General features: G+C 61.9%; 12 protein-coding genes and 1 tRNA gene. 12 read left to right on the top strand and 1 reads right to left on the bottom strand.

Going from position 1 to position 14,249, the window contains the following annotated elements; translation table 11 throughout:
- Positions 1 to 6: 6 nt before the first annotated feature.
- Positions 7 to 83, top strand: a tRNA-Ile gene (locus tag J3P94_RS03265).
- 178 nt (positions 84 to 261) lie between these two features.
- Here the strand turns inward: J3P94_RS03265 and J3P94_RS03260 are convergent.
- Positions 262 to 513, bottom strand: a complete 252-nt coding sequence (locus J3P94_RS03260) for a helix-turn-helix transcriptional regulator (RefSeq protein WP_434571392.1) — start codon at positions 511 to 513, stop codon at positions 262 to 264.
- A gap of 140 nt (positions 514 to 653) precedes the next feature.
- Here J3P94_RS03260 and J3P94_RS03255 point away from each other — a divergent pair, with 140 nt between their 5' ends.
- The 11 genes from J3P94_RS03255 (at position 654) to J3P94_RS03205 (ending at position 14,194) form a co-directional block, all read left to right on the top strand.
- Entirely contained in the window at positions 654 to 3,089 is a 2,436-nt protein-coding gene (locus J3P94_RS03255) for a hypothetical protein (RefSeq protein WP_434574076.1), read from the top strand.
- Between the two features lie 35 nt (positions 3,090 to 3,124).
- A complete protein-coding gene (locus tag J3P94_RS03250; protein ID WP_434571390.1) occupies positions 3,125 to 3,586 on the top strand; it encodes an Lrp/AsnC family transcriptional regulator in 462 nt (153 codons plus the stop codon).
- A gap of 272 nt (positions 3,587 to 3,858) precedes the next feature.
- Positions 3,859 to 5,541, top strand: coding sequence for a flavin monoamine oxidase family protein (locus J3P94_RS03245; protein WP_434571388.1), 1,683 nt, complete (start codon positions 3,859 to 3,861; stop codon positions 5,539 to 5,541).
- A 12-nt stretch (positions 5,542 to 5,553) separates the two neighbouring features.
- A complete protein-coding gene (locus J3P94_RS03240) occupies positions 5,554 to 6,348 on the top strand; it encodes a carbon-nitrogen hydrolase family protein (RefSeq protein ID WP_434571387.1) in 795 nt (264 codons plus the stop codon).
- 48 nt (positions 6,349 to 6,396) lie between these two features.
- Complete coding sequence (gene pqqF / locus J3P94_RS03235) at positions 6,397 to 8,835, top strand: pyrroloquinoline quinone biosynthesis protein PqqF (RefSeq protein WP_434571385.1); 2,439 nt, start codon at positions 6,397 to 6,399, stop codon at positions 8,833 to 8,835.
- A gap of 157 nt (positions 8,836 to 8,992) precedes the next feature.
- On the top strand, positions 8,993 to 9,067 hold the full coding sequence (pqqA, locus tag J3P94_RS03230) for a pyrroloquinoline quinone precursor peptide PqqA (RefSeq protein WP_003177660.1): 75 nt from the start codon (positions 8,993 to 8,995) through the stop codon (positions 9,065 to 9,067).
- 79 nt (positions 9,068 to 9,146) lie between these two features.
- The gene (gene pqqB, locus J3P94_RS03225; RefSeq protein ID WP_434571383.1) at positions 9,147 to 10,058 is read left to right on the top strand and encodes a pyrroloquinoline quinone biosynthesis protein PqqB; all 912 of its coding nucleotides are present in this window, start codon (positions 9,147 to 9,149) and stop codon (positions 10,056 to 10,058) included.
- Between the two features lie 196 nt (positions 10,059 to 10,254).
- The gene (gene pqqC / locus J3P94_RS03220) at positions 10,255 to 11,007 is read left to right on the top strand and encodes a pyrroloquinoline-quinone synthase PqqC (protein WP_434571381.1); all 753 of its coding nucleotides are present in this window, start codon (positions 10,255 to 10,257) and stop codon (positions 11,005 to 11,007) included.
- On the top strand, positions 11,004 to 11,279 hold the full coding sequence (gene pqqD / locus J3P94_RS03215) for a pyrroloquinoline quinone biosynthesis peptide chaperone PqqD (RefSeq protein WP_434571379.1): 276 nt from the start codon (positions 11,004 to 11,006) through the stop codon (positions 11,277 to 11,279). The genes pqqC and pqqD overlap by 4 nt, the downstream gene beginning before the upstream one ends.
- Entirely contained in the window at positions 11,272 to 12,402 is a 1,131-nt protein-coding gene (gene pqqE / locus J3P94_RS03210) for a pyrroloquinoline quinone biosynthesis protein PqqE (RefSeq protein ID WP_434571378.1), read from the top strand. The genes pqqD and pqqE overlap by 8 nt, the downstream gene beginning before the upstream one ends.
- Complete coding sequence (locus tag J3P94_RS03205; RefSeq protein ID WP_434571377.1) at positions 12,368 to 14,194, top strand: alpha/beta hydrolase family protein; 1,827 nt, start codon at positions 12,368 to 12,370, stop codon at positions 14,192 to 14,194. The genes pqqE and J3P94_RS03205 overlap by 35 nt, the downstream gene beginning before the upstream one ends.
- The last annotated feature ends 55 nt before the right edge of the window (positions 14,195 to 14,249 follow it).

Genomic DNA, 14,249 nt, shown 5'->3' with positions numbered 1-14,249 from the left:
TACTGAGGGCCTATAGCTCAGTTGGTTAGAGCAGAGGACTCATAATCCTTTGGTCCACGGTTCGAGTCCGTGTGGGCCCACCAAATTGAAAGCCGCGCATTGCGCGGCTTTTGTGTTTCTTGGCGCAAGCGCTGCACCTATCCAAAGGTTCTCAAGAACGGCTCCGCACACTGCTTGATCGACGCCACCACATGCGGGGCCTGCTCACCAAGCCCGGTTGAGCGAGCCACTACTCGTTCCAGCGCTTGCAAACAGCTGCCATCAGTCGAATACCCCTTCAATTTCATCCAGTGTCGGCATCGCGGCCGGTATCACGGCCAACTCGCAATCCAGTGCTCCCAGGACTCGCGCATAAGCGGCCATGCTTACCGACACGTCACCCTTCTCGATCGCAATCACCTTCTGCCGGGGGATGCCGGCCAAGGCGGCCAGACTAGCTTGGGTCAGCCCGCGATTTGAACGGCGTTGCCTGATCTGTACGCCGAGGCGGGTAGTAATGAGGGAGTAATCCATGTCTCGTATACGCGACAAAATGATTGAGATGTAACGTATACCAAACACGCCAAATAATCAAAACAACGAGCGGCGGGACTTTGTCTTTTTTAACGTCCGCTCACTTACAATCAGATTTCCAATACCCCGCCGAGACGCCCATCATCGCCAGCCCCAGCCTTCCCCGCCTGTTCCTCGAACTCTTCTGGCAACTCGGCATCCTGGTGGTGCCAGCCTTTTTCATCACCATACTGCCGCCGCCGCTGGCCTTGCTGGCGGTGGTATTGCTTGGTTTGCTGATGGGTCTTGCCGCGCGGTTGGGCTTTTTGGGGGTGGGCCGGGGTATCGCCCGGCTGACTGTCGGCGCGGTGTTTGGCCTGGGTTTCAGTCTGGGGCGGGCATTGCCTGAGTGGTGGGGTATTCTGGTGGCGATCGTCGCCATTGGCGGCGGGCTCGCCTGCGTGAGCAAGTGGGAGCGCCGCCTTGGGTTGGCGCCGGCCCCCGCCCAGGGCCAGGGGCCGAGTGCGTGGGGCACAAACGAGCCGCTGCTGACGCCCGAGGGCGAGCCGATCCGGGTGTTCAACCACAGCGAAATTGCCATGGGCGGCCCCGTTCATTGCGATTATCTGTTTCCTGATGGCGTGCTCTTGCAAGGCCTTGGCTCCTCGGCGGTGTTCTCCAGCGACGGTCGCTATTTCGCCGCGCCGGTACCGTCCCGCCAGGAATGGGGACTGGTCGTTCTCGACCGGGAGCAACGCAAGCTGTACCGCTGTGCCGAAAGCGAGTTCTGGGAGCTGGATGCCCTGGACCTGGATCAACTGAGCGGCCGCCATAGCCCCTTGGTTGACAACAGCGTTCGTCAGGCCCGACTGGATGAACTGTTGCAGGCCGCCGAAGTAGCCGAGCTGATCCCGTTTGCGGACCTTTGGCTGGAGCCTGGCTGGAATCCTGACAGTGTTGCGCGCAGCTTCGAACGGACTTCCATTGATGGGGGGCAAATCCTGCAGGGCGACATCTTGTTGCCCAAGACCTTTCGCGATCTGGCCCAGCCATTGGAGCCACTGTATTCGCCGCGCTACGCCATCAGCCTCAATGGTCAACCATCGGGCCTGGTCATGGCAGCCGATGCGCCACTGGTCTGGAGCGGCGATAACCGCGCCCTGGTCTGTCTGGCCCGGGAGCAGGCCAACGAGGCGGATGGCAATCAGTACTGGTTGTGGCAAGTGGATCATGGCTGGCGAGCCCTGCCCTCGCCGTGGGTGAGGAGCGACGCGGAGCCGTCCTTTTATTGGCACGAATTATTGAGCCTTGATGCGAGCCATGTCCGTATCGGCTCGTATCTCGATTATCCGCGACCAGGCGCCGGCCGTTATGGCTACCGCCTGGAGAGTATCCACGGCGATACCGAGACCCAAACCGGTCATGACGCTCAAGGTCGCGTGCAGGTCGGTGAGTTCAAGCTGACCCGCATGGCGATCATGCTGCCGCTGGACAGCACGGGTCGGCGAGGCGACTCGTGCATCGAGACGCAACCATTGCAAGGCGATGTGCGCGCTGTCCTGACCTGGCTCGGTGACAATCGCCAAGGCCTGGGTGGCTATCGCTGCCGGATCGGCGACTGGTCGTTGCCGGGGGCTTGGCTGCTGGACCATCGGGTTTCCGATTGTGGACGCTATCTGGCGCTGCTGCCCTTTGAAAACTCAACGACAGTCACCAGCCATGCGCTGGTGGCGGATGTGCAGGAGCAACGCCTGCTGGAAGGGCCGCCCATGTGGGTGGAACGGATACTGGATTTGCGCGATGGTCGATTGAATCTGGCAGTGATCCAGGGCCGCCTTGATCAAGATAGGGAAAGCAGCCCGTTGCAACGTTTCAACATCGCCGCGCCAGAGGTTGGCGGCGACGCGTCGTTCTTCCGTCCCAACGAGCAATCCCGGCTGTTCTACAACACTGTGCAGTTGCAGCCGACAGACTCGCAGCTCAAAGCCGTCCCGCCTTGGCGTCTGGTGGCTGGCCCGCAAGCGGCCACTGCCGAGGGAGATTTCATCCAGCCCGCGCCGAATGATCAGGATGCCGCCTGGCTGTTCGGCAGTGAGACGGAATACGCCGACAGCTGGGTGCGTACCGGTACGCCCCGTCTCGGCGGGCATTTGCTGACAGCCTCAGGCTGCGCGTTGGTTGATCTGGCGCCCTCGATGATCTGGTCGGCAGACAGCCGCTACCTGGCCCTGACCTGCATGGCGATCGATGTCACGGAACTGTGTGGCAGTTACCGCGGTTGGCAACTGCAGCTCCTTGATGTTGAGGCGCGTACGCTGCGTATACATCCGCAATGGCTGGGCAATCGGCCGCTATTTGAAAGCTTCGAAGAAGAGCAACTACGCCTGCGAAGCTTCCAGCGCGACTGGGAGACCGAAGCCGACGAGGATCAGGGTTCGGCGCAGTCGTTCTCACTGGACGCTCTGCTGCAGTTGCCCACTGAGCAACTGATCTGCCAGGAAGGCGTCTGGCTCAGGTCTTCCCAGGCGCACCTGGCAGCCGCCTGGCGGGCGTTGGCTTTACCTGCCACTGGCTATTTCGAGCGAGGGAACCTGTAACATGCCCGCCATTGATGCCCGCGCCGGAGCCAACCTTGACTGAGATCCGCCCTCCCGTCCTCGACGAAATCGACCGCCAGTTGATCGCGGCCCTGCAAATCAACGCGCGGGAAAGCGTCGCCATGCTTGCCCGACAACTGGGGATTGCCCGCACCACCGTGACCTCGCGCCTGGCTCGGCTGGAGAAAGCCAAGGTGATCACCGGGTACGGCGTGCGTCTCGGCCAGCGGGTGATCGATGGCGGCCTGCAGGCCTATGTCGGCATCAAGGTGCAGCCACGCTCCGGTAAAGAGGTACTGCGACGCTTGAGCGCCATGGCCCAGGTCCAGCAGTTGTGCGCGGTCAGCGGCGAATTTGATTATGTGGCGTGGCTGCGCACCGATTCGCCGGAGCAGCTGGATCAGCTGCTCGACCAGATCGGCAGCGTGGACGGGGTGGAGAAAACGACTACGTCGATCATTCTCAGCAGCAAGATCGATCGGGGCCAGCCGGTCTGAAGCCTTGCACCTTATCCTGTGGGAGCGAGCCTGCTCGCGAATGCGGAGGGCCAGTTGGGGTAGTTCTTTCTGACAACCGCTTCGCGAGCAGGCTCGCTCCCACAGGATCATACTTCGTCATTACGACTCGACCAGATTACAAAATGACTTGTAACCACGCAAAACGACGACACATTGCGTCTTATTAACGTGTTTCACCCTCTCTAGAATGGCTGGCATCTTTCCTATACTCAGACGCGAACGCCGCGTCGAGTCGCCCACCAAGGTCAGCCATGAACAAGCACAATCGCCACCCAGCAGACGGTAAGAAGCCCATCACCATTTTCGGGCCGGACTTTCCTTTCGCCTTTGACGACTGGATCGAGCACCCGGCCGGCCTGGGGGTCATTCCCGAGCACAACCACGGGGCTGAAGTGGCGATCGTCGGCGCGGGGATCGCCGGTCTCGTAGCCGCCTACGAATTGATGAAGCTGGGCCTCAAACCGGTGGTGTACGAGGCGTCGAAGATGGGCGGACGTCTGCGCTCCCAAGCGTTCAACGGCGCCGAAGGCATCGTTGCCGAGCTCGGTGGCATGCGTTTTCCGGTGTCGTCCACGGCGTTCTACCACTACGTCGACAAACTGGGCCTGGAGACCAAACCGTTCCCCAACCCACTGACCTCGGCCTCGGGCAGCACCGTCATCGACCTGGAAGGGCAGACTTACTACGCCGAAAAAATGGCCGACCTCCCTGCGCTGTTCCAGGAAGTCGCTGACGCCTGGGCCGATGCCCTGGAGGATGGCTCGCGTTTCAGCGAGATCCAGCAGGCGATCCGCGAGCGCGACGTGCCGCGACTCAAGTCGCTGTGGAACACCCTGGTACCGCTGTGGGATGACCGCACGTTCTACGATTTCGTCGCCACCTCCAAGGCGTTCGCCAAGCTGTCTTTCCAGCACCGCGAAGTGTTCGGCCAGGTCGGCTTCGGCACGGGCGGCTGGGACTCGGACTTCCCCAACTCGATGCTGGAAATCTTTCGCGTGGTGATGACCAATTGCGACGACCATCAGCATTTGGTGGTCGGCGGCGTGGAACAGGTACCGCAGGGAATCTGGAGACACGTGCCGGAGCGTTGTGTGCATTGGCCGGAGGGCACCAGCCTGAATTCATTGCACCTGGGCGCGCCACGCAGCGGGGTGAAGCGTATCGCTCGCGCCGACGACGGCCGATTCAGCGTGACCGACGTCTGGGGCGACACGCGCGAATACGCCGCCGTGCTGGTCACCTGCCAGACCTGGCTGCTGACCACCCAGATCGAGTGTGAAGAAGCGCTGTTCTCGCAAAAAATGTGGATGGCCCTGGATCGCACCCGCTACATGCAATCGTCAAAGACCTTCGTGATGGTCGACCGGCCGTTCTGGAAGGATAAGGACCCGGAAACCGGCCGCGACCTGATGAGCATGACCCTCACCGATCGCCTGACCCGAGGCACCTACCTGTTCGACAATGGCGACAACAAGCCGGGGGTCATCTGCCTGTCGTATTCCTGGATGAGCGATGCACTGAAAATGCTCCCGTACCCGGTGGAAAAACGCGTCAAGCTGGCCCTGGATGCCCTGAAAAAAATCTACCCGAAGGTGGACATCGCCGCGCGGATCATTGGCGAACCGATCACCGTGTCCTGGGAAGCCGACCCGTATTTCCTCGGTGCCTTCAAGGGCGCGCTACCCGGCCACTATCGTTACAACCAGCGCATGTACGCGCATTTCATGCAGGACGACATGCCGGCCGAACAAAAAGGGATCTTTATCGCCGGCGACGACGTCTCATGGACACCCGCCTGGGTTGAAGGCGCGGTGCAGACCTCGCTCAATGCCGTGTGGGGAATCATGAAACACTTCGGCGGTAAAACCCATGCCGAGAACCCGGGTCCAGGGGATGTGTTCGACGAAATCGGTCCGATCGCCCTGCCCGAATAAAAGGAGTTGTCGATGCGCGTAGCCCTCTACCAATGTCCACCGCTGCCAATGGATCCGGCCGGCAACCTGCAGCGCCTGCACCAAGTCGCGCTGGAGGCCCGAGGCGCTGACATATTGGTGCTGCCGGAGATGTTCCTGACCGGCTATAACATCGGCGTCGATGCGGTGAATGTACTGGCCGAGGTCTACAACGGCGAATGGGCCCAGCAGATTGGCCGCATCGCCAAGGCGGCCGGCCTGGCGATTCTCTATGGCTACCCCGAACGCAGCGAAGACGGACAGATCTACAACGCCGTGCAACTGATCGATGCCCAAGGCGAACGCCTCGCCAACTATCGCAAGAGCCACCTGTTCGGCGACCTCGACCATACGATGTTCAGCGCCGGGAATGCGACGCTGCCCATTGTCGAGCTCAACGGCTGGAAGCTCGGTTTCCTGATCTGCTATGACCTGGAATTCCCGGAAAACGCCCGGCGGCTGGCCTTGGCCGGTGCCGAGCTGATCCTGGTGCCGACCGCCAACATGCAGCCCTACGAGTTCATCGCCGACGTCACCGTGCGGGCACGAGCCATTGAAAACCAGTGTTTCGTGGCCTACGCCAACTACTGTGGCCACGAAGGTGAATTGCGCTATTGCGGCCAGAGCAGCATCGCCGCGCCGGACGGCAGCCGCCCGGCCCTGGCGGGGCTGGACGAGGCGTTGATCGTCGGCGAACTGGATCGACAGTTGATGAATGACTCACGCGCGGCCTACAACTACCTGCATGACCGTCGCCCGGCGTTATACGGCGACTTGCATAAACACTGATCCGGGCTAATCCGCTAGCATGAGCACATCCTTGTCCTGGAAGCGCTCATGCCGGCCCCCGATTCCCTCCGCCCCCATACCGAAACCCTGGCCAACGGCCTGCAAGTGACGTTGCGCCATGCACCCGGCCTCAAGCGCAGCGCTGCGGTGTTGCGGGTGGCGGCCGGCAGCCATGATGCGCCCGAGGCCTGGCCGGGCCTCGCGCATTTTCTCGAACATCTTTTCTTCCTCGGGACAGAACGTTTTCCCAGCGGGCAGAACCTGATGGCCTACGTCCGGGACCACGGTGGGCAAGTCAACGCGCGTACCAGCGAGCGCACCACGGACTTTTTCATCGAGCTGCCGCCTGCCGCCCTGGCCGACGGGTTGGAGCGTCTGGCAGACATGCTCGCTCATCCCCGACTGGATGAAGCCGACCAGTTACGCGAGCGGGAAGTGCTGCACGCCGAATTCATCGCCTGGTCCCGGGACACCGCCGCCCAGCGCCAGGTTGCCCTGTATGACGGATTATCGGCGGCTCATCCGCTGCGAGGTTTTCACGCCGGCAACCGCGACAGCCTCGGCGTATCACAACCTGAATTTCAAACGGCGCTGCGCGGTTTTCATCAGCGTTTCTACCAGAGCGGTGAGATGACCTTGAGCCTCGCCGGCCCGCAAAGCCTCGAAACAATGAAGGCGCTGGCCGATCAATTCGCTACAAGCATGCCCATCGGAAAAGCGGCGACCAGGCAATCGCCGCCGAGGCTAATGACGTCGCCAAGCATCGCTTATCAACAGGTCCGGGAAGGCTGCCTCGACTTGCTCTTCGCCCTCGAACACTTGCCTGGCGCCTCGCCTCAAGCATTGGCCTTCCTGTGTCACTGGCTGAACTCCAGCAAACCGGGCGGCTTGCTTGCGACGTTGCGCCAACGCGGTCTCGCCGACAGCCTCAAGGCTTCGCCGCTGTATGAATTTGCCGGTCAGGCACTGCTGCACATCGAGCTCAAGCTCGACAGCGGCCAGGTACCTTCGGCTATCGAGCCGTTGCTGCGCGACTGGCTGGGGTTCTTTGCCGCCCATGACGACTGGGCTCCCTTGCGCCAGGAATTCAACGCGCTACTGCAGCGCCGTCAGGAAACGGCAACCGCCCTGCAACTGGCGCGTTGGGACGGCGATGGATGTGCCGGGGCTCTAGCGGAAAACGACTTGATGCGGGTTCGAGAAATCCTCAAACAATTGCACCCTGCGAATCAGGTCGCCGAACAATGGCAACTGCCCTCGCCCAACCCGTTCCTGCAAGCGCCAAGCGAGCCGCCCCGCGCCGGTTTGATACGCGGCCAGACCAGCGCCCACCGTGGTCTGCGCACGTTCGCACAAGACCGCAGCCGGGGCCGGCGGGAACGCTCGCCCATGCAGTTCAGCCAGGCATTGCCGGACTCCCGGGAAAGTGCGGTGTATGTGCGCTGGCAACTGGAGACCCGGGTACCGCTCGATTTTCAACCCAGACTCGATCGGCACCTGGCGGATGTGCGCGAGGACGCCCGGCAGGCAGGCGTGGACATCACTTTCGAAGCCTGTAGTGATCGATGGCTGTTGAAGCTGGTCGGTTTGCAAGCACCGATGCCGTTGGTGCTTGAGCACCTGCTGACGAAGCTGGAGGAGCCGCTGCCACCCGTTCAGGCCAGGAGCGAAACGCCCCTGATGCCGATTCGACATTTGCTGCGGGAATTGCCGGATTACTATCAGCAAAACCTGCGGCATGCAGAGCTGCCACCGCCCGACAGCGAACAAGACGTCTGGGCAAGCGCCCGCTGGGACGGCCTGGCCATCGGTCTGTCGGCTGCTTCCCAAGCGGCTGTGGGCCCGTTGTTGGCCCGAATTCCTGGCGTGGCCCGCGAGGCGACGGCGCCAGCGGTGACGCCTTCACCAGGACGGATCTGGCGCACCCTCGAGACCCATGGCGACGAGCACGCCGTGTTGCTGTTTTGCCCCTCGCCCACGTTGGACTTGCCCGACGAAGCTGCCTGGCGATTGCTGGCTCATTTGTGCCAGACCCCGTATTACCAGCGCTTGAGGGTCGAGCTGCAGTTAGGTTATGCGGTGTTCAGTGGTTTGAAACAAATCGATGGGTGGACCGGCTTGTTGCTGGGTGCGCAATCGCCCGAGACGTCGGCCGCACAGTTGGTCAGCCATATGGAGCAGTTCCTGACCGAGCTCCCCGCAGTGGTCGAGAAAACCGACGATGCAACCCTGGCCAGCCAACAACAAGCCCTGGCCAGCCAGATGCAAATCGCGGCGTTGCCCTGCGCCCAGGCGGCCGAGCTACTCTGGCAAGGAAAACTGGCCGGCCACCCGGCGGACTTCCCTGAGCGACTGGCCGATGCCATCCTGGGCATGCAGCGCATAGACCTGGTGAATGCCGCCCGCCGCTTGATCGATGCGCAGGGAGGACGTTATTGCCTCAGCAACGCGCCGAGCCCGGGCGCCCCTTGGCGAGCGGCCGAATGATCATTACAGGCGCTGCAATGAGCTTTCTCAGAGAATCGCAGCGAACCAAATTGTCAGATTTAGTAACATAGTCACCTGAGCATCTGAACATCTCCGGACGGAGGTGGACTATATGTATAGCTTTAAACCGATCCACCCCAACCAAAGGAGTATTCCCATGTCCTGGTCCAAACCCGCATATATCGACCTGCGTATCGGCTTCGAAGTCACCATGTACTTCGCCAGCCGTTGATGATTGCAGGCAGTTAGTACGCGACACAACGCCTCGGCCATCCGGGGCGTTTTTATTTCGGTTTGCAGATGGAGCGAGCATGTTCGTCCAGATTCTAGGTTCCGCCGCCGGCGGGGGCTTTCCCCAGTGGAACTGCAACTGCGCCAATTGCGCGGGTTTTCGCGACGGCAGTCTCCGAGCGCAGGCGCGCACCCAGTCGTCCATTGCAATTTCCGATGATGGCGTGAGCTGGGTCCTGTGCAACGCCTCGCCGGACATCCGCGCGCAACTCCAGGGTTTCGCCCCGATGCAGCCTGGCCGGGCGCTACGGGACACTGGCATCGGCGCGATCATCCTGATGGACAGCCAGATCGATCACACCACCGGCTTGCTCAGCCTGCGCGAAGGCTGCCCGCATCAGGTCTGGTGCACCGACATGGTCCATGAAGACCTGAGCACCGGTTTCCCGCTATTCAACATGCTGACCCACTGGAACGGCGGCCTGAGCTGGAACCGCATCGAGCTGGACCAGAGCTTCACCGTCCCGGCCTGCCCGAACCTGCGCTTCACCCCGCTGCCGTTGCGCAGCGCCGCGCCGCCCTATTCACCGCACCGCTTCGATCCGCACCCGGGCGACAACATCGGGCTGATCGTTGAAGACCTGCGCAGCGGCGGCAAACTGTTCTATGCGCCGGGCCTGGGCAAGGTCGACGAACCGTTGCTGCAGATCATGGCCGACAGCGACTGCCTGCTGGTGGACGGCACGATGTGGGACGACGACGAAATGCAACGCCGTGGCGTCGGCACTCGCACCGGTCGGGAAATGGGCCACCTGGCGCAGAATGGCCCTGGCGGCATGCTGGAGGTGCTGGAGCAATTGCCCGAGCAGCGCAAGGTGCTTATCCATATCAACAACACCAACCCGATCCTGGACGAAGACTCGCCCGAGCGGGCCGAGCTGGTGCGACGCAAGATTGAAGTGGCTTACGATGGCATGAGCATCGAACTGTAGGAAGGTCTGATAACCGGGAGCGAGCCAGTGCTTGTATCGGCTGACAGGCCGTCTTCGCGAGCAAGCTCGCTCCCACAGTGGCCTGAGTGGTATCGGATATCTGATCCGCAGCAAAACCAGTGTGGGAGCGAGCTTGCTCGCGATAGGGCCAGCCCCGACGCCACGGAACCCAACGGTTATTCTCCGGAGAACCGAAATGACTGACACCCCCCTGTCCATCGCCGAGTTCGAGGCGGCCCTGCGTGCCAAAGGCGCGTACTACCACATTCATCATCCCTATCACGTGGCGATGTATGAAGGCCGTGCCACGCGCGAGCAGATCCAGGGCTGGGTCGCGAACCGCTTCTACTACCAAGTGAATATTCCGCTCAAGGACGCCGCGATCCTGGCCAACTGCCCGGACCGGGAAATCCGTCGTGAGTGGATCCAGCGCCTGCTCGACCATGACGGCGCCCCCGGCGAAGACGGCGGCATCGAAGCCTGGCTGCGACTGGGCCAGGCAGTGGGCCTGGACCCCGATCAGCTGCGCTCACAAGAGTTGGTGCTACCCGGCGTACGCTTCGCCGTGGATGCCTACGTCAACTTCGCCCGCCGGGCCTCCTGGCAGGAAGCCGCCAGCAGCTCATTGACCGAACTGTTCGCCCCGCAGATCCACCAGTCGCGCCTGGACAGCTGGCCGCAGCACTACCCCTGGATCGACCCGGCCGGCTATGAATATTTCCGCACCCGCCTGGGCCAGGCTCGGCGTGATGTGGAGCATGGTCTCGCGATCACCTTGCAGCACTACACCACCCGCGCAGGCCAGGAGCGCATGCTGGAAATTCTCCAGTTCAAATTGGACATTCTCTGGAGCATGCTCGACGCCATGAGCATGGCTTACGAACTAAAACGCCCGCCCTATCACAGCGTGACCGATCAACGGGTGTGGCATAAAGGGATTACCTTATGAGCTTCGACCGCAGCAAAACCCCTCAGTGGCGTCCCGGCTATCGCTTCCAATACGAACCGGCCCAGAAAGGCCATGTGCTGCTTTATCCTGAAGGCATGATCAAGCTCAACGACAGCGCTTCGCTGATCGGCGGCCTGATCGATGGTGAACGGGATGTCGCGGCGATCATCGGCGAGCTGGAGAAGCAATTCCCGGACGTGCCGGAACTCGGTGACGACATCGAGCAATTCATGGAGGTCGCCCGTGCACAGCACTGGATCACCCTTGCCTGAGAAGCCCGCCGTCGGCTTGCCGCTGTGGCTGCTGGCCGAGCTGACCTATCGCTGCCCGTTGCAATGCCCGTACTGCTCCAACCCGCTGGACTTTGCCGAGCAAGGCAAGGAGCTGAGCACCGAGCAGTGGTTCAAGGTCTTTCGCGAGGCCCGGGAAATGGGCGCCGCGCAACTGGGCTTTTCCGGTGGCGAGCCGTTGGTGCGCCAGGACCTCGCCGAGCTGATCGGCGAGGCGCGCAAGCTAGGCTTCTACACCAATCTGATCACCTCGGGCATCGGCTTGACCGAACAGAAAATCAGCGATTTCAAGAAGGCCGGCCTCGACCACATCCAGATCAGTTTCCAGGCCAGCGACGAGCAGGTGAACAATCTGCTGGCCGGTTCGAAAAAAGCTTTCGCGCAAAAACTGGAGATGGCCCGAGCGGTGAAAGCCCATGGTTATCCGATGGTGCTGAACTTCGTCACCCATCGGCACAACATCGACAAGATCGACCGCATCATCGAGCTGTGCATCGCCCTGGAAGCCGACTTTGTCGAACTCGCCACGTGCCAGTTCTATGGCTGGGCACACCTCAACCGCGTCGGCCTGCTGCCCACGCGGGAACAACTGGTGCGTGCCGAGCGCATCACCAATGAATACCGGGCCAGGCTCGAGGCCGAAGGTAACCCGTGCAAGTTGATCTTCGTGACCCCGGATTACTACGAAGAACGTCCCAAGGCCTGCATGAACGGCTGGGGCAGCATCTTCCTGACCGTTACCCCGGATGGCACGGCATTGCCTTGCCATGGCGCCCGGCAGATGCCGGTGCAGTTCCCGAATGTGCGTGACCACAGCATGCAACACATCTGGTACGACTCTTTCGGCTTCAACCGTTTTCGAGGTTATGACTGGATGCCCGAGCCCTGCCGCTCGTGCGATGAAAAAGAAAAGGACTTTGGCGGCTGTCGTTGCCAGGCGTTCATGCTCACCGGTGACGCCAGCAATGCCGATCCGGTGTGCAGCAAATCCGCGCACCACGGGATGATTCTCCAGGCTCGCGAAGACGCCGAGCATGCCACGCAAACCATTGGACAACTGGCCTTCCGCAATGAACGAAACTCGCGCCTCATCGTTAAAGGCTGAACCTTTCAGCGCCGCCCAGGCCGTCGCGGCAGGCGTCGACTTTGCCGAGCTGCAACTCGGCCCCCAGGGTCTTTTCTGGAACGAATACCGCCCCGAAGATGGCGCTTGCCGGATCTGGCATTGGCGAGACGGCAAGGCGCGTTGCCTGACCCCGGACGGTTTCAGTGTGCGCAGCCGGGTGTATGAATACGGCGGCGGGTCGTTCTGCCTGAGCGACGACGGCGTGCTGTTCGTCAACGAAAGCGACCAACAGCTGTATCACCAATCGCTGGGCGACCAGTGCCCGGTAGCGCTGACCGCAGGCGATTGTCGATACGGCGATCTGCACTTCGCCACAGGGCACGTGCTGGCCGTGGAGGAACAGGCCGACCAGCATCGATTGGTATCGATCGGACTGGCGGATCACCAGCGGCGCGTATTGGCCGAAGGCGCGGACTTCTATGCCGCGCCGATCTTGAGCCCCGACGGAAAACGTCTCGCCTGGATTGAATGGAGTCGCCCCCACCAGCCATGGACAGCGACGCGGCTGATGCTCGCCGAACGCAACGATTCAACCTGGGCAGCGCCATGCTGCGTGGCCGGCGATGATGGCGAAGAATCCATCCAGCAACCTCGCTTCGATGCTTGCAGTCGCCTTTATTGCCTGACCGACCGAGACGGTTACTGGCAGCCCTGGAGTGAACGGGCCGGCGTCCTGAAGCCAATGGACGCCGCCGAAGCCGATCACGCCCCGGCGCCTTGGCAACTGGGGGGGTGTACATGGTTGCCGGTGGATCAAAGCACTTACCTGGCAAGCTGGACCGAGGCCGGCTTCGGGCGGTTGGGGCTGCGCAGCGGCGGCGTGCTCGAAGATTTCACCGGCACTTACAGCCGCTTCCGCAGCCTCGCGCTGGATGAGCAATTCATCTATGCCATTGCCGCCTCGCCAGCCAGCCCCTCGGCGGTCATTGCGATCGAGCGGCGCAGTCATGAAGCGCTGGTGCTGGCCGGAGGCATCGCGCCGTTGCCTCCCGAGCAAATCAGCCGCCCCCGGACTCTGCGCTATCCCTCTGCTTCCAGCGAAGCCCACGGTTTTTTTTATCCAGCCATGAACACCGACGCGAAACCGCCGCTGGTGGTGTTCATCCACGGCGGGCCCACTTCGGCTTGCTACCCGATGTTCGACCCGCGCATCCAGTATTGGACCCAGCGCGGCTTCGCCGTTGCCGACCTCAACTACCGTGGCAGCAGCGGCTATGGCCGCGCCTATCGGCAAGCGCTGCATTTGAGTTGGGGCGTGGTGGATGTCGAGGATGCCTGCGCCGTGGTTGCTTACCTGGATGAGCAAGGCTTGGTCGATGGCCGCTGCGCCTTCATCCGTGGCGGCAGCGCGGGAGGCTATACCAGCCTCTGCGCCCTGGCGTTCCGGGACGTGTTCCGCGCTGGCGCCAGCCTCTACGGCGTCAGTGATCCCGTTGCCCTGGCCCGCGCTACGCACAAATTCGAAGGTGACTATCTGGACTGGCTGATCGGCGACCCGCAACTGGACGCCGAACGCTACCGGGCCCGCACCCCGTTACTGCATGCCGAGAGGATTCGCGCGCCGGTGATTTTTTTCCAAGGGGAACTGGACGCCGTGGTCGTGCCTCAGCAGACCCGCGACATGGTCAAGGCGCTGGAAGACAACGGTGTTGCGGTCGAGGCTCATTACTACCCTGATGAGCGCCATGGCTTTCGCAAGGCTGCGAACCAGGCACACGCGCTGGAGCATGAGTGGTTGTTCTATCGCAGGGTGATGGATGCTCGCCTCTAGAAACGGCAAGTACTTGTGGCGAGGGAGCTTGCTCCCGCTGGGTCGCGGAGCGGCC

The organism is Pseudomonas sp. Z3-8, assembly GCF_051131975.1.
Taxonomy (GTDB): Bacteria; Pseudomonadota; Gammaproteobacteria; order Pseudomonadales; family Pseudomonadaceae; genus Aquipseudomonas.
This window is presented reverse-complemented; position numbering and strand designations above follow the sequence as displayed.

What these genes read in the sequence shown, in the direction of transcription:
- pqqD (WP_434571379.1), top strand. Translation starts at nt 11,004, where the DNA reads ATGAGCTTCGACCGCAGCAAAACCCCTCAGTGGCGTCCCGGCTATCGC.
- pqqC (WP_434571381.1), top strand. Translation starts at nt 10,255, where the DNA reads ATGACTGACACCCCCCTGTCCATCGCCGAGTTCGAGGCGGCCCTGCGT.
- J3P94_RS03205 (WP_434571377.1), top strand. Translation starts at nt 12,368, where the DNA reads ATGAACGAAACTCGCGCCTCATCGTTAAAGGCTGAACCTTTCAGCGCC.
- J3P94_RS03245 (WP_434571388.1), top strand. Translation starts at nt 3,859, where the DNA reads ATGAACAAGCACAATCGCCACCCAGCAGACGGTAAGAAGCCCATCACC.
- pqqF (WP_434571385.1), top strand. Translation starts at nt 6,397, where the DNA reads ATGCCGGCCCCCGATTCCCTCCGCCCCCATACCGAAACCCTGGCCAAC.
- J3P94_RS03260 (WP_434571392.1), bottom strand. Translation starts at nt 513, where the DNA reads ATGGATTACTCCCTCATTACTACCCGCCTCGGCGTACAGATCAGGCAA.
- pqqB (WP_434571383.1), top strand. Translation starts at nt 9,147, where the DNA reads ATGTTCGTCCAGATTCTAGGTTCCGCCGCCGGCGGGGGCTTTCCCCAG.
- J3P94_RS03240 (WP_434571387.1), top strand. Translation starts at nt 5,554, where the DNA reads ATGCGCGTAGCCCTCTACCAATGTCCACCGCTGCCAATGGATCCGGCC.